At 64.5% G+C, this 23811-nt stretch carries 20 protein-coding genes; 13 read left to right on the top strand and 7 right to left on the bottom strand.

Going from position 1 to position 23811, the window contains the following annotated elements; genetic code table 11:
• Positions 1-2: 2 nt before the first annotated feature.
• A complete protein-coding gene (gene xseA / locus RTH46_RS21015; RefSeq protein WP_316906523.1) occupies positions 3-1382 on the bottom strand; it encodes an exodeoxyribonuclease VII large subunit in 1380 nt (459 codons plus the stop codon).
• A 481-nt stretch (positions 1383-1863) separates the two neighbouring features.
• Between xseA and RTH46_RS21010 the strand changes: the two genes are divergently transcribed.
• From RTH46_RS21010 to guaA, 4 genes are all read left to right on the top strand, one after another.
• Complete coding sequence (locus RTH46_RS21010) at positions 1864-2622, top strand: sulfite exporter TauE/SafE family protein (RefSeq protein WP_316906522.1); 759 nt, start codon at positions 1864-1866, stop codon at positions 2620-2622.
• Between the two features lie 50 nt (positions 2623-2672).
• Positions 2673-3230, top strand: a complete 558-nt coding sequence (locus RTH46_RS21005) for a sugar ABC transporter ATPase (RefSeq protein WP_153788468.1) — start codon at positions 2673-2675, stop codon at positions 3228-3230.
• 86 nt (positions 3231-3316) lie between these two features.
• Positions 3317-4786 carry an IMP dehydrogenase gene (gene guaB, locus RTH46_RS21000; RefSeq protein ID WP_110993278.1) on the top strand — a complete coding sequence of 490 codons (1470 nt, stop codon included), beginning with the start codon at positions 3317-3319 and terminating at the stop codon, positions 4784-4786.
• Positions 4787-4863: 77 nt separating this feature from the next.
• A complete protein-coding gene (gene guaA, locus RTH46_RS20995; RefSeq protein ID WP_125465272.1) occupies positions 4864-6441 on the top strand; it encodes a glutamine-hydrolyzing GMP synthase in 1578 nt (525 codons plus the stop codon).
• Between the two features lie 45 nt (positions 6442-6486).
• Here guaA and RTH46_RS20990 read toward each other — a convergent pair whose 3' ends face one another.
• A complete protein-coding gene (locus RTH46_RS20990; protein ID WP_316906521.1) occupies positions 6487-6960 on the bottom strand; it encodes an OsmC family protein in 474 nt (157 codons plus the stop codon).
• 43 nt (positions 6961-7003) lie between these two features.
• A complete protein-coding gene (locus tag RTH46_RS20985) occupies positions 7004-8884 on the bottom strand; it encodes a sulfatase-like hydrolase/transferase (RefSeq protein WP_316906520.1) in 1881 nt (626 codons plus the stop codon).
• Between the two features lie 208 nt (positions 8885-9092).
• Here RTH46_RS20985 and RTH46_RS20980 point away from each other — a divergent pair, with 208 nt between their 5' ends.
• A complete protein-coding gene (locus RTH46_RS20980) occupies positions 9093-10475 on the top strand; it encodes a multicopper oxidase family protein (RefSeq protein WP_316906519.1) in 1383 nt (460 codons plus the stop codon).
• Positions 10475-10954: a tRNA adenosine(34) deaminase TadA gene (gene tadA, locus RTH46_RS20975; RefSeq protein ID WP_153788472.1), complete on the top strand. Its 480-nt coding sequence runs from the start codon at positions 10475-10477 to the stop codon at positions 10952-10954. The genes RTH46_RS20980 and tadA overlap by 1 nt, the downstream gene beginning before the upstream one ends.
• A gap of 73 nt (positions 10955-11027) precedes the next feature.
• On the opposite strand, the gene mltF is transcribed toward tadA, so the two are convergent.
• Complete coding sequence (gene mltF / locus RTH46_RS20970; protein WP_153788473.1) at positions 11028-12485, bottom strand: membrane-bound lytic murein transglycosylase MltF; 1458 nt, start codon at positions 12483-12485, stop codon at positions 11028-11030.
• 311 nt (positions 12486-12796) lie between these two features.
• Here mltF and purL point away from each other — a divergent pair, with 311 nt between their 5' ends.
• Both purL and RTH46_RS20960 read left to right on the top strand, forming a co-directional pair.
• Positions 12797-16705: a phosphoribosylformylglycinamidine synthase gene (gene purL, locus RTH46_RS20965; protein WP_316906518.1), complete on the top strand. Its 3909-nt coding sequence runs from the start codon at positions 12797-12799 to the stop codon at positions 16703-16705.
• A gap of 2 nt (positions 16706-16707) precedes the next feature.
• Entirely contained in the window at positions 16708-17019 is a 312-nt protein-coding gene (locus RTH46_RS20960) for an NGG1p interacting factor NIF3 (RefSeq protein ID WP_153788475.1), read from the top strand.
• 85 nt (positions 17020-17104) lie between these two features.
• Here the strand turns inward: RTH46_RS20960 and RTH46_RS20955 are convergent, their stop codons facing one another.
• The 3 genes from RTH46_RS20955 to RTH46_RS20945 form a co-directional block, all read right to left on the bottom strand.
• Entirely contained in the window at positions 17105-19138 is a 2034-nt protein-coding gene (locus tag RTH46_RS20955; RefSeq protein ID WP_316906517.1) for a PhoX family phosphatase, read from the bottom strand.
• A gap of 101 nt (positions 19139-19239) precedes the next feature.
• A complete protein-coding gene (locus tag RTH46_RS20950) occupies positions 19240-19797 on the bottom strand; it encodes a murein L,D-transpeptidase family protein (RefSeq protein ID WP_153788477.1) in 558 nt (185 codons plus the stop codon).
• 20 nt (positions 19798-19817) lie between these two features.
• Positions 19818-20372 (bottom strand): NUDIX hydrolase, encoded by a 555-nt coding sequence (locus RTH46_RS20945; RefSeq protein WP_153788478.1) that lies wholly within the window; start codon positions 20370-20372, stop codon positions 19818-19820.
• Between the two features lie 135 nt (positions 20373-20507).
• Here RTH46_RS20945 and RTH46_RS20940 point away from each other — a divergent pair, with 135 nt between their 5' ends.
• The 5 genes from RTH46_RS20940 (at position 20508) to purT (ending at position 23745) form a co-directional block, all read left to right on the top strand.
• Positions 20508-21107, top strand: a complete 600-nt coding sequence (locus RTH46_RS20940; protein ID WP_153788479.1) for a CoA pyrophosphatase — start codon at positions 20508-20510, stop codon at positions 21105-21107.
• 45 nt (positions 21108-21152) lie between these two features.
• Positions 21153-21677, top strand: coding sequence for a gamma carbonic anhydrase family protein (locus tag RTH46_RS20935; protein ID WP_316906516.1), 525 nt, complete (start codon positions 21153-21155; stop codon positions 21675-21677).
• Positions 21667-21864, top strand: coding sequence for a DUF1289 domain-containing protein (locus RTH46_RS20930; RefSeq protein ID WP_153788481.1), 198 nt, complete (start codon positions 21667-21669; stop codon positions 21862-21864). The genes RTH46_RS20935 and RTH46_RS20930 overlap by 11 nt, the downstream gene beginning before the upstream one ends.
• A 157-nt stretch (positions 21865-22021) precedes the next feature.
• Complete coding sequence (locus tag RTH46_RS20925) at positions 22022-22489, top strand: VUT family protein (RefSeq protein ID WP_153788482.1); 468 nt, start codon at positions 22022-22024, stop codon at positions 22487-22489.
• Between the two features lie 74 nt (positions 22490-22563).
• Positions 22564-23745, top strand: coding sequence for a formate-dependent phosphoribosylglycinamide formyltransferase (gene purT / locus RTH46_RS20920; RefSeq protein WP_153788483.1), 1182 nt, complete (start codon positions 22564-22566; stop codon positions 23743-23745).
• Positions 23746-23811: the final 66 nt, after the last annotated feature.

Here is a 23811-nt window from a genome sequence, read left to right as displayed (position 1 = left end):
TGTCAGTCCAGTAGCGAAAGGGTGACCGGAGTCTGGTGGTTGTCCTCGACCCGCACTTTGAGTTCGCCTTCATTGAGGCGTGCGGTCAGGCGCTGGCCGTTGTGGGTCTGGGCGGCGCTGCGAATGGCCTGGCCGCGCTCGTCGAGCAGGATGCTGTAGCCGCGGGCCAGGGTCGCCAGCGGGCTGACCACCTGCAGGGTCTGCAGTTGCGCCTGGAAGCGCTGGCGACGGTCCTTGAGCACTTCGCGCATGGCCCGTGGCAGGCGTTCGCCCAGGCTGTCCAGGCGTTGCTTGAGCAGCTTCAGCGAGCGGCCGGGGTGTTGCGCGGCCAGACGGGTGTCGAGACGGCCCAGGCGCTCATGGCGGCGTTGCAGGCTGAGCATGAAGGCGCGGCGCATGCGCATGTCCAGGTCATCCAGGCGCTGGGCCTGCTGGCGCAGGCGTTCGCCCGGGTGGCGCAGGCGCCGGGCCAGGCCTTCGACGCGCAGGCGGTCGTGGGCCAGGCGGTTCTGGATGCGCAGCAACAGGCGCCGCTGCAGGCTGTCGAGGCGCTGCTGCAGGCCGCTGCTGTCGGGGGCGAGCAGTTCGGCGGCGGCCGACGGGGTGGGGGCGCGCACGTCGGCGACGAAGTCGCTGATCGACACGTCGGTCTCATGGCCCACGGCACTGACAGTGGGCGTCACGCAGGCCGCCACGGCGCGGGCCACGGCTTCTTCGTTGAAGCACCAGAGGTCTTCCAGCGAGCCACCGCCACGGGCCAGGATCAGCGCATCGAAGCCCTGGCGGTCGGCCAACTGCAGGGCGCGGACGATCTGCGCGATGGCCTCACGGCCTTGGACAGCGGTAGGGATGAGGTTCAGCTCGACCTGCGGCGCACGGCGGCCGAACACGCTGATGATGTCGCGGATCACCGCGCCCGTGGGCGAAGTGATGATGCCGATGCGTTGCGGATGCACCGGCAAGGGTTGCTTGCGCTCGGTGCTGAACAGGCCTTCGGCGCCGAGTTTTTCCTTCAGGGCCTCGAAGGCCAGGCGCAGGGCGCCGTCACCGGCAGGTTCCACGGTGTCGAGGATCAGTTGGTAGTCGCCACGGCCTTCGAACAGCGAAACCTTGCCGCGCACCTTGACCGCCAGGCCGTCGCGCAGTGCCTGGCGCACGCGCAGGGCGTTCTGGCGGAACAGTGCGCAGCGAATCTGCGCGCCGCTGTCCTTGAGGGTGAAGTACATGTGGCCGGAGGCGGGGCGGGCGAGGTTGGAGATTTCGCCTTCCACCCAGACGCTGCGGAACACGTCTTCCAGCAGCACCCGGGCGCGGCCGTTGAGCTGGCTGACGGTGAGGACCTCGCGGTCCAGGCCGAGTCGTTCGAAGGGGTCTTTGATCATGGGGGCATGATAAGGGGGAGTTTGGGGGGATGCCAGGGTTGAGATTGTTGGGGTGGGTGGGGTGTGGGGCAGGCAGGTGCATGGCGGGAGGTTGTGTCAGGGCATGCAGGTGTATGGCGAAAGCCTTGCAGCGCTTTCAAGATCGAGCGCCGCCCGCGCGGCGCTTCGCGGGTAAACCCGCTCCCACAGTTTATTTCGGGCCAGTCTCTCCTGTGCCATTACCTGGTCCGCCTTGTTGGTACGACGCGGTATTAAGGTGGGCATTGCTGGCGCCTCGCCTGACTTGAGGCATGCACCAAGGCAGGCGCCGGTACTTTCACAGGAATAATTGGCCCGAAACAAACTGTGGGAGCGGGTTTACCCGCGAAGCGCCGCGCGGGCGGCGCTCGATCTCATAGGCGCCATAACTCTCAAGGCATACACTTGCTCGCCCCACCGCCTATCCCAACAAATGCACCTCCAAGGACTGACGAGACCCAGCATGACGCTAGCCCAACTCTCCCTAACCCCCTTCGACTGGCTCGCCATCCTGCTCGCGATCGCCGTCGCCTACATCGTCTTCGGCATCGCCGGCTTCGGTACCGCGCTGGTCGCAGGCCCGGTCCTGATCCACTTCATGCCCCTGTCGCGAATCATCCCGCTGCTGGTACTGCTGGACTTCGTCGCCGCCTTCGGCAACCTGCTGCCATCACGCAAGGATGTGGTGCGCAGCGAGTTGCTGCGCCTGCTGCCCTGCATGGCCGTGGGCTGCACCCTGGGCGTGGTGTTCCTGCTGCATCTGAAGTCGGATCTGCTGTTGCTATTGATGGGCCTGTTCGTCACGGCCTACGCCATCTACGGCCTGGCGGTGAAAGTGCGCCCGGCAAACCTGTCCGGCCTGTGGGCTGTACCGATGGGCACGGTGGGCGGGCTGTTCGGCGCATTGTTCGGCAGTGGCGGCTTCCTGTATGCGATCTACCTCAGCGCCCGGCTGGAGGTGAAGGAGCAGGTGCGCGCCACCCAGAGCGCCTTGATCAGTTGCAGCACGATCGTGCGCCTGTCGCTGTTCCTGATCGCCGGTGTGTATGCCGATACCAGCCTGCTGTTGCTGGCCGCCTGCCTGTTGCCGGTGATGTTCCTCGGGCTGTGGGTTGGCAGGCGTTTGACCCTGAAGCTGTCCCGCGAAGCCTTCGTGCGCCTGGTCACCTGGCTGGTGCTGGCCAGCGGCCTGGCTTTGATCGGTCGCTACCTGAGCACGTGAGCAGGCGCTAGAATTGCGCCATTACCGCAGTCGGCAGGCCCGTTTCGTTCATGAACACCCAAAGCATCATCGTCCCCAAACTGTCCACCGTGCCGTCCCACGAAGCCCGCTCGAGGGCCATCCTGCGCTGGCTGGTGCGCGAGAAGATCGTCCAGGAGCAACTGACCACCTGCGGACGCACCGGCAATCGCATGGGCCATGCCCTGGCCGAGGGGGCGCGCAAGGTTGCCCTGCACCCGGAGAAACTGCCCTTCGGCGAGCAGGTCAACGGCCTTGAAGTGGTGCTCAAGCGCTGCATCTACACCCCCACCGACGGTTTCCTCGAAGAAGCCGGCTGCCCGGAGTGCCGGCGCGAGGTCGGCGAGCCGCTGTTCGAGAGCCTGGAGGAGTGGACGCCGGGGGTGAGCGACAACTTCACCTGCCCGTTGTGCGGCTTCGAGGACGACATCAATGGCTTCCTTTACCTGCAGCCATGTGCCTTTTCCAACCTGGGGTTCATCTTCAACAACTGGGGCGAGGCCGGGTTTACCCAGGCCTTCCTCGACAGCTTTGCCGACTGGCTCGATCAGCCGGTGGCGGTGGTGCAGGTAAAACTGCCACAAGGCTGACCGAAGGCCCTTATTTTGCATTGAGCGGCGCGCCGTGGATGAGTATAATGGCGCGCTTCCATTTTTCCCTCCCGGGAGCCCCCGCGATGCTGCGTATCAGCCAAGAAGCCCTGACTTTCGACGATATCCTCCTTGTACCTGGTTATTCCGAGGTACTGCCCAATGAAGTCAGTCTCAAGACCCGTTTGACTCGTGGCATCGAGCTGAACATTCCCCTTGTTTCCGCCGCCATGGATACCGTGACCGAAGCGCGTCTGGCCATCGCCATGGCCCAGGAAGGCGGCATCGGCATCATCCACAAGAACATGACCATCGAACAGCAGGCCGGCGAAGTGCGCAAGGTCAAGAAGTTCGAGGCTGGCGTGGTCAAGGACCCGATCACCATCGACGCCGACGCCACCGTGCGCGACCTGTTCGACCTGACCCGCCTGAACAACATCTCGGGCGTTCCGGTCCTGGCCAACGGTGACCTGGTGGGCATCGTCACCTCCCGCGACGTGCGCTTCGAAACCCGCCTGGACGCCAAGGTCCGCGAGGTGATGACGCCTAAAGAGCGCCTGGTCACCGTGCGCGAAGGCGCCGACAAGAACGAAGTCCGCGAGCTGCTGCACAAGCACCGCCTGGAAAAAGTCCTGATCGTCGACGACAAGTTCGCCCTCAAGGGCATGATGACCGTCAAGGACATCGAAAAAGCCAAGGCCTACCCACTGGCGAGCAAGGACGACCAGGGTCGCCTGCGCGTGGGTGCCGCGGTCGGTACCGGCAAGGACACCGGCGAGCGCGTTGCCGCCCTGGTCGCCGCCGGCGTTGACGTGGTGGTGGTCGACACCGCCCACGGTCACTCCAAAGGCGTGATCGACCGCGTACGTTGGGTCAAAGAGACCTACCCGCAAGTGCAGGTGATCGGCGGCAACATCGCCACTGGTGCTGCAGCCAAGGCCCTGGCCGAAGCCGGCGCCGACGCCGTCAAGGTCGGTATCGGCCCAGGCTCGATCTGCACCACCCGTATCGTTGCCGGTGTCGGCGTGCCGCAGATCAGCGCCATCGCCAACGTCGCCGCTGCACTGGAAGGCACTGGCGTGCCACTGATCGCCGACGGCGGCATCCGCTTCTCCGGTGACCTGTCCAAGGCCATCGTTGCCGGTGCTTCCTGCGTGATGATGGGTTCGATGTTCGCCGGTACCGAAGAAGCCCCGGGTGAAGTCGAGCTGTTCCAGGGCCGTTCGTACAAGGCTTACCGCGGCATGGGCTCGCTGGGTGCCATGGCGCAGGCGCAAGGCTCCTCCGACCGTTACTTCCAGGACTCCTCGGCCGGTGCCGAGAAGCTTGTTCCTGAGGGGATCGAAGGCCGCGTGCCATACAAAGGCGCCCTGTCGGCGATCATCCACCAGCTGATGGGCGGCCTGCGTTCGTCCATGGGCTACACCGGCAGCGCGACCATCGAAGAGATGCGTACCAAGCCGGAGTTCGTGCGCATCACCGGTGCCGGCATGGCCGAGTCCCACGTGCATGACGTGCAGATCACCAAAGAAGCCCCTAACTACCGCGTAGGCTAAGGCTTCCAGCAATTACCGAACGGGGCTGTCACAAACAGCCCCGCGTCGTTTCCGATTTCCACTGACGAGATTGAGTCATGGCCCTCGACATTCACGCTCACCGCATCCTGATCCTCGATTTCGGTTCCCAGTACACCCAGCTGATCGCCCGCCGCGTGCGCGAAATCGGCGTGTACTGCGAACTGCACCCGTTCGACATGGACGATGAAGCGATCCGCGAATTCAACCCGCGCGGCATCATCCTTGCCGGCGGCCCCGAGTCGGTCCACGAAGCCAACAGCCCGCGCGCGCCGCAGGCCGTGTTCGACCTGAAAGTACCGGTGCTGGGCATCTGCTACGGCATGCAGACCATGGCCGAACAGATGGGCGGCAAGGTCGAAGGTTCCGAGCTGCGCGAGTTCGGCTACGCCCGTGTAGACGTGGTCGGCAAGAGCCGCCTGCTCGACGGCATCGAAGACCACGTCGACGATGACGGCGTACTGGGCCTGGACGTATGGATGAGCCACGGCGACAAGGTCACCCAGATGCCAGGCAACTTCAACGTGCTGGCCAGCACCCCGAGCTGCCCGATCGCCGGCATGTACGACGACGCCCTGGGCTACTACGGCGTGCAGTTCCACCCGGAAGTGACCCACACCAAGCAGGGCGGTCGCATCCTGTCGCGCTTCGTCCAGGACATCTGCGGCTGCGAAGCCCTGTGGACTCCGTCGAACATCGTCGAAGACGCCATCGCTCAGGTGCGTGAGCAGGTCGGTTCGGCCAACGTCCTGCTGGGCCTGTCCGGCGGCGTCGACTCTTCCGTGGTTGCCGCGCTGCTGCACCGCGCCATCGGCGACCAGCTGACCTGCGTATTCGTCGACAACGGCCTGCTGCGCCTGCACGAAGGCGACCAGGTGATGGCCATGTTCAAGGAGAACATGGGCGTCAAGGTGATCCGCGCCGATGCCGAGAAGCAGTTCCTCGACAACCTGGAAGGCGAAGCGGACCCTGAGAAGAAGCGCAAGATCATCGGCCGCACCTTCATCGACGTGTTCGATGCCGAAGCCAGCAAGCTGGACAACATCCAGTTCCTCGCCCAGGGCACCATCTACCCCGACGTGATCGAGTCGGCCGGCGCCAAGAGCGGCAAGGCCCACGTAATCAAGTCGCACCACAACGTCGGCGGCCTGCCGGAGGAGATGAACCTCAAGCTGGTCGAACCGCTGCGTGAACTGTTCAAGGACGAAGTGCGCAAGATCGGCCTGGAGCTGGGCCTGCCGTACGACATGGTCTACCGCCACCCGTTCCCGGGCCCGGGCCTGGGCGTGCGCATCCTCGGTGAAGTGAAGAAGGAATACGCCGACATCCTGCGTCGCGCCGACCACATCTTCATCGAAGAACTGCGCAAAGCCGACTGGTACCACAAGACCAGCCAGGCCTTCGTGGTGTTCCAGCCGGTCAAGTCGGTGGGTGTCGTCGGCGATGGCCGTCGCTACGCCTGGGTCGTGGCGCTGCGCGCCGTCGAGACCGTGGACTTCATGACCGCACGTTGGGCGCACCTGCCGTACGAGCTGCTGGAAACCGTCAGCGGCCGCATCATCAACGAAATCGCCGGTATCTCCCGCGTCACCTACGACGTGTCGAGCAAGCCGCCTGCCACTATCGAGTGGGAATAAGTTGAGCCACAAGGGCGCCGCAAGGCGCCCTTGTCGTATCTGGCGTCAGCCCTCGCGCTCGATCACCGCCTCACAACGCACCGGGAAGTTCACCGAGTTGGCGATGAAGCATTCGTGATGGGCGTCTTCATGCAGGCGCAGGGCGACTTGCGGATCCGAATCGTTGCTCACCACCACCTGCGGGCGCAGCACGATCTCCGTGAAATGTCCCTTGCGTTCGCCATCGCCTTCGACCATTCGGCCCTCTGGGTTGTCGACGTACGCCAGCACATTCACGTTGTTCACCGCGCACAGGTGCAGGTACCACAGCTTGTGGCAGGCCGATACCGAGGCGAGCAGCAGGTCTTCGGGGTTCCAGCGGCTGCGGTCGCCACGAAAAGCCGGGTCGGCCGAACCGGGCAGCGCTGGCTTGCCCTGGGCCTCGACGCTGAAGTCCCGTTGGTAAGCCGTGTAGTTGCAGGTGCCCTGGCCGGTATTGCCGGTCCAGTTCACGGTCAACGCGTAGGTATGTTCCTTCATGACCCTTCCTTGTGAGTGCGTATGGACGGGGGATGATTGCACATCACTCGCCTGGCTTGGGGTCTTTTGCAAACAGTGCCTTCTGGTACGCATCGTAGGACAGCAGGCGGTTCTTCATGGCCGTGAACGCGTCGCCTTCGACCGGCTGAGGGTTCTTCTCCTGCGGGTCGTCCTCGAGGTGGTAGCGCACCAGGGTATCCGGGCTGTACTCGTAGATGTACTTGTATGGGTGCTCCACCACTGCAGAGGACAGCTGGTCGAAGAACGTCGACATGTAGAACGTCCGCTTGCCGTGGTCCCTGAGCAAGCTGATGCCTTGTACGTTGAACGGCGCATCGCTCACCGCGAAGAAGTCGGCAATGGTAGGGGCGATGTCGGTCTGCTGGCTGGTGGTCGATATCGGCTTGGCCAGGGTCTTGCCCTTGGCCCAGAAAATCAGCGGCACAGTCACTTCTTCCTCGTGCATGGACGAGTTGTGAATGAACAGCCCGTGTTCGCCGAACGACTCGCCATGGTCGCCCACCAGCACGAACAGGGTCGAGTCGAGCAAGCCCGCCTTGTCGTATCCCTCGAGCATCTGCCCGATCAGGGTGTCGGTGGTCTCGATGCAGGTTTCGTACTTTTCCAGCGCTGACTGCGAGGCCGAGGTGCCCGTGCAGTCGTAGGGGTAGTGCGCAGCGCTTGGGAAGTACAACGCGATAAACCCTTTGCCGGTTTTGCTGATGGCCTGCAGGTGGGGAATGCTGGATGCGTACAGCAGCTCGTCGCTCTCGCCAAAACTGCTGTTGTTCTGCGCCAGTGTGTTGGCAGGCGCGATGTCGGCGACGGCATAGGCGTTGGCAACACCGATGGATTTGAGGAAACCGTCCATGTTTTCGAACTGCAGGAACAGTGAGCTGAAGGCGACGGCCTGCATGTTCTTTTGCTGCTTCAGTGCATGGATCACGCCGGGCTGGTGCAGCGGCATCGCCTCTTTGATTTCAACGCCGGGGTAGGCGTGCTGCCCGGTGAAGATCGAGTAGTAGCCTTTGGAGGAGTGGGGCACCGTCACATACGACTTGAACAGCATGCCCTCGCGCGCAAGCCTGTCGAAGGTGGGGAAGCGCTGGGCGGTGCGGACCTCGGCACCGAAAATGCTGTTCCAGCGCACCGACTCCAGGACGATGTACACCAGATTCTTGAAGTCTGCTGCGGGTGCGTTTTCCAGCTTGCGCAGGGTGTTGATGGCGGACACGGGGTAAGCGGGTTGTTCGAAAGGCAGCAGGTTGGGGTGCAGGCTCGCATTCACCTGGGTGGCGTTCTGCAGGGCCGTGACCAGCGAGCGGGTGACGATGTTCTCGTTCAGGTCATAACGGGCGTCCTTGGCGAAGATCGCCCCCAGCAACAGGCCGCACAGCAACACGACCAAGCCCAGTGTGCCTGCCCTTGCCGGCGCGGCGGGCGGGCGCTTGAACGCCTGGTAGGTGGCCAGGCCCACCAGCCCCCAAGCGGCCAGGTAAGCCAGGAACAGCACGAACACGATGAAGCGGAAGGTCAGGCCAAAGCCTGCCAGCTGGTTAAGGAACACCGGCGCCCCCGACGTCAGGTTGCTGGCGTTCTCGAGGCTGTATTGGATCAGCGACCAGTCCAGCGGCTTGAGCCAGAGCTCCCTGACACGCATGTCGATCAACAGGAACAGCAGCAAGGCGCCGCACAGGATGCTGACCAGGAAAAAGTTGTACTTGTGCCTGCGCAGCGTGGTGACGGCGACCAGATAGACCAGGCCCGCCAGCAGCAGGTCCTGCAGCAGGTACAGGGCAATACTGGCAAGGTCGGTGTCGATCCAGCGGTTGGAGAAGTAGCTGATCAGGATGATCTTCGGCACCAGCAGCAGCGCAACGGCAAACAGCAGCGCAACCTCAAGCAGATGGTTTCTTCGCTCCATGGTGCTTCGCTCCCCGAGTCCCTGCACAGGCCAATGACATCACTTAAGCAGCGCGTCCCTGTTTGGGCAAGAAAGCCCCGGGGTGGCGTTGTACAAGGCTGCGACAAGACTTCACTTAATATTTCGCAAATGCAGGTGTATCGTATTCGCCCTTCATCGCCAGCCGCTGCTGGCAGACTGATTGCGCGAGAACGAGGTACCCGCACCGATGTCCTTTACCCGTCGACAAATGCTCAAGGGCCTGACCGGCCTGGTGGTGGTAGGCCTGGGCGCCGGGGGCGCAGCGCGCTACTGGCTGGGCAAGGTCGAGGATGACAACGCCGGGTACGACTACGAGCTGATCGCCGCACCCCTGGATGTCGAACTGGTGCCAGGTTTCAAGACCGAGGCCTGGGCCTTCGGCCCGTCGGCGCCGGGTACCGAGCTGCGGGTGCGCCAGGGCACCTGGTTGCGGGTGCGCTTCATCAACCACCTGCCGGTGGAAACCACCATTCATTGGCACGGCATCCGCCTGCCGCTGGAAATGGACGGTGTGCCTTATGTGTCGCAGTTGCCGGTCAAGCCGGGCGAGTACTTCGACTACAAGTTCAAGGTGCCGGATGCGGGCAGTTACTGGTACCACCCGCACGTCAGCAGCTCCGAAGAGCTTGGCCGTGGGTTGGTCGGCCCGCTGATCGTCGAGGAGCGCGAGCCGACCGGCTTTGCCCACGAGCGCACCCTCAGCCTTAAAAACTGGCATGTCGACGAGCAGGGCGCCTGGATGCCCTTCAGCGTGCCGCGCGAGGCTGCGCGCAACGGCACCGCAGGCCGGCTGATCACCATCAATGGCCAGCCCGACTCGGTCACCGAGCTGCCGGCCGGGCAGGTGGTGCGGGTGCGCCTGCTGAACCTGGACAACACCTGGACCTACCGTCTCAACCTCAAGGGCAACTGCGAGGCGATGATCTACGCCCTCGATGGCAACCCGGTCACGCCGCGTCCGCTGGACGACGATTACTGGCTCGGGCCGGGCATGCGGATCTGCCTGGCCATCCGTATCCCCGAGGCGGGCGAGGAGATTTCCCTGCGTGACGGCTTCGTGCGCCTGGGTACCCTGCGTTCGGTGGCCAGCAGCCAGGCTCCGGGCGACTGGCCCAGGGCGCTGCCGGCCAACCCGATTGCCGAGCCGGACCTGGACAATGCCGAGAAGCTCAACTTCAACTTCGAATGGGTCGGCAAGGTCTCGGTGAACACCGACAACGGCAAGCCGCCGAGCCTGTGGCAGATCAACGGCCAGGCCTGGGACATCACCGACAAGACCTGCGCCGACCGACCGATCGCCACGCTGCAGAAGGGCAAGAGCTACATCTTCGAGCTGAAGAACATGACCCAGTACCAGCACCCGATCCACCTGCATGGCATGAGTTTCAAGGTGATCGCGTCCAATCGCCGCAAGATCGTCGAGCCGTGGTTCACCGACACCTACCTGCTGGGCAAGAACGAGCGTGCCCAGGTGGCCTTGGTGGCCGATAACCCCGGGACCTGGATGTTCCATTGCCATGTCATCGACCACATGGAAACCGGCCTGATGGCCGCGATCGCGGTGGTCTGATGCGCCCACAGATCATCGATCGCAGCCGCGATCAGGAATTCATGCGCCTGGCGCTGCAACTGGCCGCCGAAGGCGCGAGCCTGGGCGAAGTGCCGGTGGGTGCGGTGCTGGTGCAGCACGGCCAGGTGATCGGCCAGGGCTACAACCGGCCGATCATCGACAGCGACCCCAGCGCCCATGCCGAGATGGTTGCCATCCGTGCTGCGGCGAAGTCCGCCAGCAACTACCGGCTGCCGGGCAGCACCCTTTACGTAACCCTGGAGCCCTGCAGCATGTGTGCGGGGTTGATCGTCCATTCGCGGGTGGCACGGGTGGTGTTTGGCGCGCTGGAGCCCAAGGCCGGCATCGTGCAGAGCCAGGGGCAGTTCTTCGGGCAGGGCTTTCTCAACCATCGGGTGATGGTCGAGGGTGGGGTGTTGGCCGAGGAGTGCGGGGCGATCTTGAGTGAGTTCTTCAAGGCCAGGCGGGCGAAGGGGTAGCTCAATCGCGGGGCAAGTCGCAGCGGCGGTGCGCCGCTGSGCGGTGCGCCGCTGCGACTTGCCCCGCGATCATTCACATAGCCGGCGACTGCTCTGCCGGCTTGTCCTTGTTCACCCCTGGCACATGCAGGTTGCCTTCGGCCACCTGGCCCTCGAGCTGCGGCTGGGTCACCCAGGTGAGGATGTCGTAGTAACGGCGGATGTTGGCCACGAAGTGCACAGGCTCTCCGCCACGGGCATAGCCGTACTTGGTCTTGCTGTACCACTGCTTCTGCGACAGGCGCGGCAGCATCTTCTTCACGTCCAGCCACTTGTTCGGGTCGAGCTTCTCGCGCTTGGCCAGGATGCGGGCGTCTTCCAGGTGGCCGCCGCCGACGTTGTAGGCGGCCAGGGCGAACCAGGTGCGGTCGGGCTCCTTGATGCTGTCGTCGAGCTCTTCCTTGATTTTCATGAAGTACTTGGCACCGCCCTGGATGCTCTGCTTGGGGTCGAGGCGGTTGGACACCCCCATGGCCTGGGCGGTGCGCTGGGTGAGCATCATCAGGCCGCGCACGCCGGTCTTGGAGGTGACCTCCGGTTGCCACATGGATTCCTGGTAGCCGATGGCCGCCAGCAGGCGCCAGTCCACTTGCTCGACCTTGGCGTAGCTCTTGAAGTGCTTTTCGTACTTGGGCAGGCGCTGCTGCAGGTGCTGGGCGAAGGTGTAGGCGCCCACGTAGCCGAGTACATCGACGTGGCCGTAGTAACGGTCTTTAAGGCGCTGCAGGGTGCCGTTCTTCTGCGCCTTGTCGAGGAACTCGTTGACCTCGTTGAGCAGGCTGTTGTCATCGCCGGCGGCCACCGCCCAGCGCTGGTCGCGGCTGTCGCCCAGGTCGAAGGCCACGCGTACGTTGGGGAAGTAGACCTGGTTCATCGCCAGCTCGTTGGAGTCGACCAGGGTCAGGTCGATCTGGCCTTCGTCGACCATGCGCAGCAGGTCGACCACCTCGACGGCGTCGGACTCTTCGTATTCCAGGCCCGGATTCTGCTTTTTCAGTTCCGCCAGCTGGTCGGCGTGGCTGCTGCCCTTGAGCACCATGATCTTCTTGCCCACCAGGCCTTTGGCATTGGTGGGGCGCGAACGGCCATTGCGGTAGATGACCTGGGGCGTGACTTCAAGGTAGGGGTGGGAGAACCTTGCCTGGGTGGCGCGCCGCTCGCTGCTGACCAGGCCGGCGGCGGCCAGCACCGGGCCGGACGGCTTGCCCAGCTGGTCGAACAGTTGGTCGAGGTTGTCGGCGGTCTCGATCTGCAGCTTCACCCCAAGGTCGTCGGCAAAACGCTTGACCAGCTCGTACTCGAAGCCGGTTTCGCCGTTGCGGTCCTGGAAGTAGGTGGCCGGGCTGTTGCGGGTAATCACGCGCAATACGCCGTCCTCCTTGACGCGTTCGAGGGTGCTGGGTTTTTCAACGCAGGCACCGAGCATCAGGAAGAGTCCGGTTGCGAAGAGCCATTTGGCGCAACGCTGGCGCAAAGCAGTGTGGGCGAACATAGCGTGCAGTATACGCAAAGGACTGCTGGTGCCATATCTCGACAATATGCGGGTTGTCTGGTAGCGGATTGTCCGCCATTAGCGCCATTGGGCCGGGTGTGGCAGCGGGATTGCCCTGCGATTGAAGGCCTGCCTGGGTTTCAGATCTCACCGCAGGGCAAGTCAGTACCCACAAATATTTCAGATTTTTCTGACCCCGAAGTCCGGTTCCACCGCCCGGCACCATTGGCTTAGAGCGGGTGCCGAAAGCCTGCAAATTAGGCTAGAATGCACGGCCTCTAAGCACACCCCTTCCTGAGGCTGTCCCGACGATGTTGATCCTGCGCGGCGCTCCTGCCCTTTCTGCCTTTCGCCACGGTAAATTACTCGAGCAACTGAGCCAGAAAGTCCCCGCTGTTACTGGTTTGTATGCCGAATTCGCCCACTTCGCCCACTTCGCCGACGTCGACGGCGAGCTGACCGCCGACCAGCAGCAGGTGCTGGGCCGTCTGCTCAAGTACGGCCCGAGCGTGCCGGTGCAGGAGCCGACCGGCCGCCTGTTCCTGGTGGTCCCGCGCCTGGGCACCATCTCGCCCTGGGCCTCCAAGGCCAGCGACATCGCCCACAACTGCGGCCTGCAGTCGATCCAGCGCCTGGAGCGCGGCATCGCCTACTACGTCGCCGGTGAACTGTCCGACGCCGACGCCCAGCTGATCGCCGCCGAGCTGCACGACCGCATGACCCAGCGCGTGCTGGCCAAGCTCGAAGGCGCCGCCGACCTGTTCAGCCACGCCCAGCCCAAGCCGATGACCTCGGTCGACGTGCTGGCCGGTGGCCGCGCGGCCCTGGCGCAAGCCAACATCGACCTGGGCCTGGCCCTGGCCGAAGACGAGATCGACTACCTGGTCAATGCCTTCCAGGGCCTGAAGCGCAACCCGAACGACATCGAGCTGATGATGTTCGCCCAGGCCAACTCCGAGCATTGCCGCCACAAGATCTTCAACGCCAGCTGGGACATCGACGGCGAAGAGCAGGAAAAAAGCCTGTTCGGCATGATCAAGAACACCTACCAGATGCACAGCGAAGGCGTGTTGTCCGCTTACAAGGACAACGCCTCGGTGATCGTCGGTTCGGTGGCCGGCCGCTTCTTCCCGAACCCTGAAACCCGCCAGTACGGCGCGGTACAGGAGCCGGTGCACATCCTGATGAAGGTCGAGACCCACAACCACCCGACCGCCATCGCTCCGTTCTCCGGCGCCTCCACCGGCTCCGGCGGCGAAATCCGCGACGAAGGCGCCACCGGCCGCGGCGCCAAGCCCAAGGCTGGCCTGACCGGCTTCACCGTGTCCAACCTGCGTATCCCGGGCTTCGAACAGCCTTGGGAAAAAGCCTATGGCAAGCCGGAGCGCATCGTCGACGCGCTGGACATCATGATCGAAGGCCCGCTGGGCGGCGCTGCGTTCAACAACGAATTCGGCCGCCCTGCACTGACCGGCTACTTCCGTACCTTCGAGCAGAGCATCAACACCCCCCACGGCGAAGAAGTGCGCGGCTACCACAAGCCGATCATGCTCGCCGGCGGCATGGGCAACATCCGTGTAGACCACGTGCAGAAGGGCGAGATCACCGTCGGCGCCAAGCTGATCGTGCTCGGCGGCCCGGCCATGCTGATCGGCCTGGGCGGCGGCGCCGCTTCGTCGGTGGCCACTGGCGCCAGCTCCGCCGACCTGGACTTCGCCTCGGTACAGCGCGAAAACCCGGAAATGGAGCGCCGTTGCCAGGAGGTCATCGACCGTTGCTGGCAGCTGGGTGACAAGAACCCGATCGCCTTCATCCACGACGTGGGTGCCGGCGGTATCTCCAACGCCTTCCCCGAGCTGGTCAACGACGGTGGCCGCGGTGGCCGCTTCGAACTGCGCAACGTGCCCAACGACGAGCCGGGCATGGCCCCGCACGAGATCTGGAGCAACGAATCGCAGGAGCGCTACGTGCTGGCGGTCAGCGCCGAAGACTTCGAGCGCTTCCAGGCCATCTGCGAGCGCGAGCGCTGCCCGTTCGCGGTCGTTGGCGAAGCCACCGAAGAACCGCACCTGACCGTCACCGACAGCCACTTCGCCAACACCCCGGTGGACATGCCGCTGGACGTGCTGCTGGGCAAGCCGCCGCGCATGCACCGTTCGGTGACCCGCGAAGCCGAGCTGGGCGATGAGTTCGACCCGAGCACCCTGGCCCTGGCCGATTCCGTCGAGCGCGTCCTGCGTCACCCGGCCGTGGCCAGCAAGAGCTTCCTGATCACCATCGGCGACCGCACCATTACCGGCCTGGTCGCCCGCGACCAGATGGTCGGCCCTTGGCAGGTCCCGGTGGCCGACTGCGCCGTCACCGCCACCAGCTTCGACGTCTACACCGGCGAAGCCATGGCCATGGGCGAGCGTACTCCGCTGGCACTGCTGGATGCCCCGGCGTCCGGTCGCATGGCCATCGGCGAAACCCTGACCAACCTGGCTGCCTCGCGTATCGAGAAACTGTCCGACATCAAACTGTCGGCCAACTGGATGTCCGCCGCTGGTCACCCGGGTGAAGACGCCCGTCTGTACGACACCGTCAAGGCCGTGGGCATGGAGCTGTGCCCTGAACTGGGTATCACCATCCCGGTCGGCAAAGACTCGATGTCGATGAAGACCAAGTGGAGCGAAGCGGGCGCCGAGAAGAGCGTCACCTCGCCGATGTCGCTGATCATCACCGGCTTCGCCCCGGTCACCGACATCCGCAAGACCCTGACCCCGCAATTGCGCATGGACAAGGGCGAAACCGACCTGATCCTGATCGACCTGGGTCGTGGCCAGAATCGCATGGGCGCCTCGATCCTGGCGCAGACCCACGGCAAGCTGGCCAGTGCCGCCCCTGACGTCGACGACGCCGAAGACCTCAAGGCGTTCTTCGCCGTGATCCAGGGCCTCAACGAAGACGGTCACCTGCTGGCCTACCACGACCGTTCCGACGGCGGCCTGATGACCACCGTGCTGGAAATGGCGTTTGCTGGCCACTGCGGCCTCGAGCTGGAACTGAACACCCTGACCAGCAAGCGTGAAAAGGTTGCTGCGATCCTCTTCAACGAAGAGTTGGGTGCGGTGATCCAGGTGCGTCAGGACGCCACCGGTGAAGTGCTGGCACAGTTCAGCGCCGCCGGGCTGGGTGAAGACTGCGTCGCGGTGATCGGCCAGCCGATCAACAACGGCGAAGTCCTGATCAACTTCGAAGGTGAGGAACTGTTCAAGGGTGATCGTCGCCTGCTGCAGCGTCAGTGGGCCGAGACCAGCTACCAGGTCCAGCGCCTGCGCGACAACGCCGACTGCGCCGACCAGGAATTCGACCTGCTGCTCGAAGAAGACAACCCTGGCCTGTCGGTCAAGCTCGGCTACGACGTCAACGACGACATCGCCGCCCCGTACATCAAGAAAGGTGTGCGCCCGCAAGTGGCGATCCTGCGCGAGCAGGGCGTCAACGGCCAGGTCGAGATGGCTGCCGCCTTCGACCGCGCAGGCTTTGCTGCCGTCGACGTGCACATGAGCGACATCCTCGCCGGCCGTGTCGATTTCGAAGCGTTCAAAGGCCTGGTGGCCTGCGGTGGCTTCTCCTACGGCGACGTGCTCGGTGCCGGTGAAGGTTGGGCCAAGTCGGCGCTGTTCAACGCCCGTGCCCGCGATGCCTTCCAGGCGTTCTTCGAGCGTACCGACAGCTTCGCCCTGGGTGTGTGCAACGGTTGCCAGATGATGTCCAACCTGCACGAACTGATCCCGGGCACCGAGTACTGGCCTCACTTCGTGCGCAACCGCTCGGAGCAGTTCGAGGCGCGCGTGGCCATGGTCGAGGTGCAGAAGTCCAACTCGATCTTCCTGCAGGGCATGGCCGGTTCGCGCATGCCGATCGCCATCGCCCACGGTGAAGGCCATGCCGAGTTCGCAAGCGAAGAGGCACTGCTGGAAGCCGACCTGTCCGGTTGTGTGGCCCTGCGCTACGTCGACAACCACGGCAAGGTCACCGAAGCCTACCCGGCCAACCCGAACGGCTCGCCGCGCGGGATCACCGGCCTCACCAGCCGCGACGGCCGCGTGACCATCATGATGCCGCACCCGGAGCGTATGTTCCGTGCCGTGCAGAACTCCTGGCGCCCGGACGAGTGGCAGGAAGACGCGGCCCTGATGCGCATGTTCCGTAACGCGCGCGTCTGGGTGAACTAAGGGTGCACAAGCTCGCCTTCTTCGTCCCTGACAGCCATGTCGAAGAGGTCAAGGCCGCTGTGTTCGCCGCTGGTGGCGGACGCATCGGCGACTATGACCACTGCGCCTGGCAGACCCTCGGCCAGGGCCAGTTCCGCCCGTTGGACGGCAGCCAGCCGTACCTCGGGCAGGCCGGCCAGGTCGAGGTGGTCGAGGAGTGGAAGGTGGAGCTGGTGGTGGCTGACGAGCTGATCGTTGAGGTCGTCGGCGCGCTCAAGCGCAGTCACCCCTACGAAACACCGGCCTACGAGGTCTGGCCGCTGGCCGATTTCTGAAGTTCGCCGCACTCTCCATCGCGGGGCAAGCCCGCTCCTACGTGCCATACAGGCCCGTGGGAGCGGGCTTGCCCCGCGATGCGTTTCAGGCCGTGCCTATCTCCCCGCCATCAAGCCGCTGAATCACCACGGTCGATGAGCGCGGCCGCACCTTGCTACCCGCAGCCGTGACAACGGTCGCCACATCGGTGGACGGCCAGTTCTCCGGGTGCTGGATATTGACGAACAAGGTCTTGTTATCCGGCGTGAAAGTGATACCCGTCACCTCGCAGCCATTGGGCCCGACGAAAAAGCGACGCAGGTCCGCCTGGTTGCTGGGGTTGACCGGAATCTGCCTGCCGCTGCCATCCACCAGGTCGGTGGGAATCACCGCCAGCAGCTGGTCGTTGGTATAGCTGGTCACGCTCTGTTCGCCGTTGTCGGTCTCGAACCACAGCACGCCGCGGCTATCGAAGCGCATGCCGTCGGGGCTGGCGAACTGGTTCATCTCGGTCAGGCCGGAGCGGTTGATGTCGGGGCCACCGGCGGCGTTGGCGCCGAACACGAAGATGTCCCAGGTGAAGCGCTGGTGATCGTCGCTTTCGTGCCAGCGGATGATGTGGCCGTGGCGGTTGGGGCCGCGCGGGTTGGCCGCATCGACCTTGTCCGGGCTGCGCGCGCTGTTGTTGGTCAGGGTGAGGTAGGCGTCGCCATTGAGCGGATTGACGGCGGTCCATTCGGGGCGGTCCATCGGCGTTGCGCCCACGGCGTCGGCGGCGCCACGGGTATTGAGGATGATGCCGGCCAGGTCGCCATAACGTGCCCCCAGGGTGGCGCCGTCCGTGGTGGCGGTTGCGGCATCGAGCAGCAGCCACACACCCTTGCCGTCGGCATCGAAGCGCGCCACGTAGAGCTTGCCCTTGTCCAGGTACTTGGCGCCGGTGGCCAGGCGGTCGGCAGGCTTGGCGTCGGCCGGGTCCCACGGCGCGTCCGAGACGAACTTGTACAGGTACTCGTTGTTGGAGTCGTCGCCGGTGTACCAGACCAGCGGCTTGCCGGCCATGGCCAGGCCCGGGCAGCAGCCCTCGTGGCGGAATCGGCCCAGCGCGGTGCGCTTCACCGCACGGGTGGCGCTGTTGTACGGGTCAATCTCGACGATGTAGCCGTAGGTGCTGGCCTCGTTGCGGAAGTCGTCGCTGGCGCTGGCACCGCTCGGGGTGAGGTTGAAGCGGGCGAATTCGTCGTCGAACTCGCTGGCGTCACCGGCGGCGGTTTCCCAGCTGTATTGGCCCGTGGTGGCGGAGACGCCGATGCGCACCTGGTCGGCAGGGCGGGTAGCAGTGTTGACGAAGATGCCCGGCCAGTTCTCCTCGCAGGTCAGGTAGGTGCCCCAGGGGGTATAGCCGTTGCCGCAGTTGTTGTTGGTGCCACGGCATTCCATGCCACTGGGCGAGAAGCGGGTCTTGACGTGCTCTGTGCCACGCAGGGGGCCGGCGATGTCCATCACCGTGGCGGTGGTGAAGCGCCGGTTCAGCGGGTCGTTGTCGACGACCTGCCAGCGCCCGCCGACCTTGCGTATGCGCACCACACCGGCGCCATGAGCGTTGATTTCCTTGCGCACCTCTTCGGCCGGGCGTTTGCCGTCGACCATGGTAGGGCCGGCCGGGTGCAGGGCGGCAGTGTCGATGTATTCGAAGTTGATCGCCAGCAGGCCGTCGTCGGAGCTGCCATCGATGGGGAAGAAATGCATGCCGTCATGGTGCATGCCCATGGCATTGGCCTGATCGGCGGCGCTGTTGCTGCCGTCCGCTTGCCAAGGTTTGCCGCTGCTGTTGAGTGGCGTGCCCCAGGGCGCCAGTACATAGGCGCTGTAGCCGGCGGCAACGACGCAGGCGTCAGTGCGCGAGCCCTTGATCGACTGGAAGCCGAGTTTGGGCGTGGCAGGTTTCGGCGTAGGGGCAGGGCTGCTGGTGCCGCTGTCGAAGCAGCCGGCCAGGCCGGCGCCTGCGATCATGGCGATCGCCGCGCCAAGGCCGCCGCGTACCACGGCCCGACGGCTCAGGTAGGTGTCCATGACGCTGGCCATCGGCAGGTTGCCGCTCTGGTTGCGGTCCAGGTTGTCGCCGCTGTCTCGACTCATCAGGCTGTCCTTTGTTCGCTGATTTTGTGGCAAACCGCGACTTTAAGACGCCAATGTGATGATTGTTTGGCAGAAATGTTACCGAGAGTGATTCGCTCGGCTCAGGGGCGGATTTCGATCAGTGTGCCGTCCTTGACCATGCTCCACACCTCGCGCATGTCGTCGTTGCGCATGGCGATGCAGCCCTCGGTCCAGTCGAGGGTGTGGAAGTACCACTCCGGGTATTCCTCGTTGATCGGGGTGCCGTGGATCATGATCATGCCACCGGCCTCCACCCCTTCACGGCGGGCCTTGGCGGCGTCGGTGATGTTCGGGTAGGAGATGTGCATGGCCAGGTTGTAGCGGTCGCTGACCTTGCGCCAGTCGAGCCAGTACAGGCCTTCGGGGGTTTTCTTGTCGCCCTCGCGCCCCTTGGCGCCCTTGGGTTGCTTGCCCAGGGAAATGCGGTAGGTCTTCAGCGGTTCGCCACGGCTGATCAGTTGCAGGCGCCGTTCGGACTTGAGCACCAGCACTTTGTCGATCAACGGCCCCTGCACCACGGCGCTGGCGGGTGAAACGGTCTGCACGACCGGTTGTGGCTTGCGAATGATGGTTTCGGTGAACGCGGCATGCGACACCGAGGCGACACTGAGGCAGAAAAGGGCAAGCAACCAGCGCATGAAACCGTATCCCTGAAAACTTAAGTGGTGGACGACGCGACATTCATCGGCGGCAGGTATTCATGGCCTATCGGGTAGTGCTGCCTGACGCGGTCGCGATAGTAGCATTCTAGTGTGCGTGTGACGGTGCGGAAAGCCAGCTCATCCCAAGGCACCTCGTGTTCCTCGAACAATCGCACCTCCAGGCTCTCGACGCCGACGGCGAAGTCCAGGTCGGCCAGTTCCGCGCGGAAGAACACGTGCACCTGGTTGATGTGCGGCAGGTCGAACAACTGGTACAGGCTCATTTGCGTTACCCGGGCGCAGGCCTCTTCGACGGTTTCGCGACGAGCGGCGGCGTCGAGGGTCTCGCCGTTCTCCATGAAGCCAGCGGGCAAGGTCCAGAAGCCGCGGCGTGGCTCGATGGCTCGGCGGCACAGCAGCACCTGGCTGCCCCAGGTGGGCAACACCCCGGCAACGATGTTGGGGTTCTGGTAATGGATGGTCTGGCAGTGGTCGCACACATACCTTGGGCGGCTGTCGCCCTCGGGGATTCGCTGGATGACCGGCTGGCCGCACGCGCTGCAGAATTTCATGCTTTCATCATTCCTGTGGGGTCTGGCTATCTTGGCGCGCGCGGTCGGCCCACTGCAAGCAGCCCGGGGCAGGGCTTGGGTGCCCGCAGGCTTTGGTGCATCATGCACGGCAGGCCTTGGAATCGAGAGTGCGTAATGCTGGACGAGCTTCTTCGCCGAATGAGCAACCACACCCCTGCGTCACTGCAGGTGGACAGCCGCTTTCCGGAAGCGGCAGTGCTGTTACCCATCACCCGCAGCGATGAGCCCGAGCTGGTGCTCACCCTGCGTGCCAAGGGCTTGTCCACCCACGGTGGCGAAGTGGCGTTCCCTGGCGGGCGGCGCGATCCGGAAGACCCGGACCTGGTGTTCACGGCCCTGCGTGAAGCAGAAGAAGAGATCGGCTTGCCGCCTGGCCTCGTCGAGGTGATCGGCCCGCTCAGTCCGCTGATTTCATTGCATGGTCTGAAGGTGACGCCATTCGTCGGGGTGATCCCCGATTACGTCGAGTACCACGCCAACGATGCGGAAATCGCCGCCGTGTTCACGGTGCCGCTGGCGTTCTTTCGCCAGGACCCGCGCGACCACACCCACCGTATCGATTACCAGGGCCGCAGCTGGTACGTGCCCAGCTACCGCTATGGCGACTACAAGATCTGGGGGCTGTCGGCGATCATGATCGTCGAACTGGTCAATCTGCTGTTCGATGCCGGCATCAGCCTGCACAAGCCGCCAGAGCGTTTCATCCAGAACTGAGCGGGGCACACCCCGCCACCGGCGTTCAACCGTGAGGAGCGACACATGAAATACCGCCTGGGCGACCTGCGGGTCGAGACCCATCCCACCAGCTGGGCCGCGCCCAATGCCACGCTGATCGGCAAGGTACGCCTGCAGGCGCGTGCCAGCGTGTGGTTCGGCGCGGTGCTGCGCGGCGACAACGAGCTGATCGACATCGGCGAGGACAGCAACGTCCAGGACGGCACGGTGATGCACACCGACATGGGCTCGCCGCTGACCCTCGGCAAGGGCGTGACCATCGGCCATAACGCCATGCTGCATGGCTGCACGGTGGGCGACTACAGCCTGATCGGCATCAATGCGGTGGTCCTCAATGGTGCGCGCATTGGCAAGCACTGCATCATCGGCGCCAATGCGCTGATCCCGGAAGGCAAGGAAATCCCCGACGGCTCGCTGGTAATGGGCTCGCCTGGCAAGGTGGTGCGCGAGCTGACCGAGCAGCAGCAGCGCATGCTCGAAGCCAGCGCTGCGCATTACGTGCACAACGCCCAGCGTTACGCCCGTGAGCTGGTGCTCGATGAAGACTGACGAACGGCCCGTGGCCTCGCCCTGCGTCAGTGTTTGCGCCCTGGACGAGCAGGATATCTGCACCGGGTGCCAGCGCACGGTGAGCGAGATCACTCGCTGGGGGCGGATGGACAACCAGGAGCGCCGTGAGGTGCTCAAACGCTGCCATGAGCGGGCAGTGGCGGCGGGGCTGATCATCGGCTTGTGAACCGTTGCGGTTTCATTCGCGGGGCAAGCCCGCTCCCACAGGCTTACCGAAAAACCTGTGGGAGCGGCGGTTCGCCGCTGCGGTTTACCCGCGAAGAGTCTGGCGCTGACTGCAAATTCAAGTAATCTGTGCGGCTTGCCCACCACACATGCAGACCATGTTCTATCTCATCGCCTATATCAGCAGCGTGGTGCTGATCAACTACGCCTTCTCCAGCGCGCCGCACCTGGATGTGATCTGGTCCGCCTGGGGCGGGTTGGTGTTCATCCTGCGCGACATGGTGCAGACCCGCTACGGCCATGGTGCGCTGCTGGCCATGCTGGTGGCGCTGGTGCTCTCGTATGCCACCTCGGAGCCTGCCATCGCCCTGGCCAGCGCTACGGCGTTCTTCGTCTCCGAACTGATCGACTGGCTGGTATTCAGCGTCACCCGCCGGCCCCTGCGCGACCGCCTGTGGCTGAGCTCGGCGCTGAGCATCCCGGTGGACACCTTCATCTTCTTCGGCATGATTGGCGCATTGACCCCCGTGGTGATCGGCACGGCGCTGGCGTCGAAGTTCGCCGGGGTCACCGCGGTGTGGCTGATCATGGCCTGGCGCGCCCGGCGCGCGGTGGTCGCATCCTGATGTAGAATGCGGGTCCAATTTTCAGCGGGCGGCAGCCAGCGTGGCGCGGCCCCGGACGCCTTCGAGGACCTGAAATGACCCGTATCGGAACCCCATTGTCGCCCACCGCGACCCGTGTACTGCTGTGCGGCTGCGGCGAGCTGGGCAAGGAAGTGGTGATCGAGCTGCAGCGCCTGGGCGTCGAGGTGATCGCCGTCGACCGTTACGCCAATGCCCCGGCCATGCAGGTCGCGCACCGCAGCCACGTGATCAACATGCTCGACGGCGTGGCCCTGCGCGCGGTGATCGAGGCGGAAAAGCCGCACTACATCGTCCCCGAGATCGAGGCCATCGCCACCGCCACCCTGGTGGAGCTTGAGAACGAAGGCTTCAATGTCGTTCCCACCGCCCGCGCCACCCAACTGACCATGAACCGCGAAGGCATCCGCCGCCTGGCCGCCGAAGAGCTGGACCTGCCGACCTCGCCTTACCACTTCGCCGACACCTTCGAGGACTACAGCAAGGCCGTCGCCGATCTCGGCTACCCGTGCGTGGTCAAGCCGGTGATGAGCTCGTCGGGCAAGGGCCAGAGCCTGCTGCGCAGCGCCGATGACCTGCGCAAGGCCTGGGACTACGCCCAGGAAGGCGGCCGCGCCGGCAAGGGCCGGGTGATCATCGAGGGCTTCATCGACTTCGAATACGAAATCACCTTGCTGACCGTGCGCCATGTGGGCGGCACCACCTTCCTCGAGCCGGTCGGCCACCGTCAGGAGAAGGGCGACTACCAGGAATCCTGGCAGCCTCAGGCCATGAGCCCGAAAGCCCTGGCTGAGTCGCAGCGGGTGGCCCAGGCGGTCACCGACGCCCTGGGTGGGCGTGGCCTGTTCGGCGTCGAGCTGTTCGTCAAGGGCGACCAGGTGTGGTTCAGCGAAGTGTCGCCGCGCCCGCACGACACAGGCCTGGTGACCTTGATTTCCCAGGACCTGTCGCAATTCGCCCTGCACGCCCGGGCGATTCTCGGCCTGCCGATCCCGGTGGTGCGCCAGTTCGGCCCGTCGGCTTCGGCGGTGATCCTGCCCGAAGGCCAGTCGCAGCAGACCAGCTTCGCCAACCTTGGCGCCGCCCTGAGCGAGCCGGATACCGCCATTCGCCTGTTCGGCAAGCCAGAGATCAACGGCACCCGCCGCATGGGCGTGTGCCTGGCGCGCGACGAGTCGGTCGAGGCCGCCCGGGCCAAGGCGACCCGCGCCTCGCAGGCGGTCAAGGTCGAGTTCTGATCTGAAATGCATCGCGGGGCAAGCCCGCTCCCACGCCAATAGCTACATGGCGTGGGAGCGGGCTTG

The sequence above is a fragment of the Pseudomonas sp. zfem004 genome (genome assembly GCF_032621715.1).
In the GTDB taxonomy this organism is placed as follows: Bacteria; Pseudomonadota; Gammaproteobacteria; order Pseudomonadales; family Pseudomonadaceae; genus Aquipseudomonas; species Aquipseudomonas sichuanensis.
The sequence above is the reverse complement of the archived record's forward strand: the minus strand, read 5'-3'. Positions and strand labels throughout refer to the sequence as shown.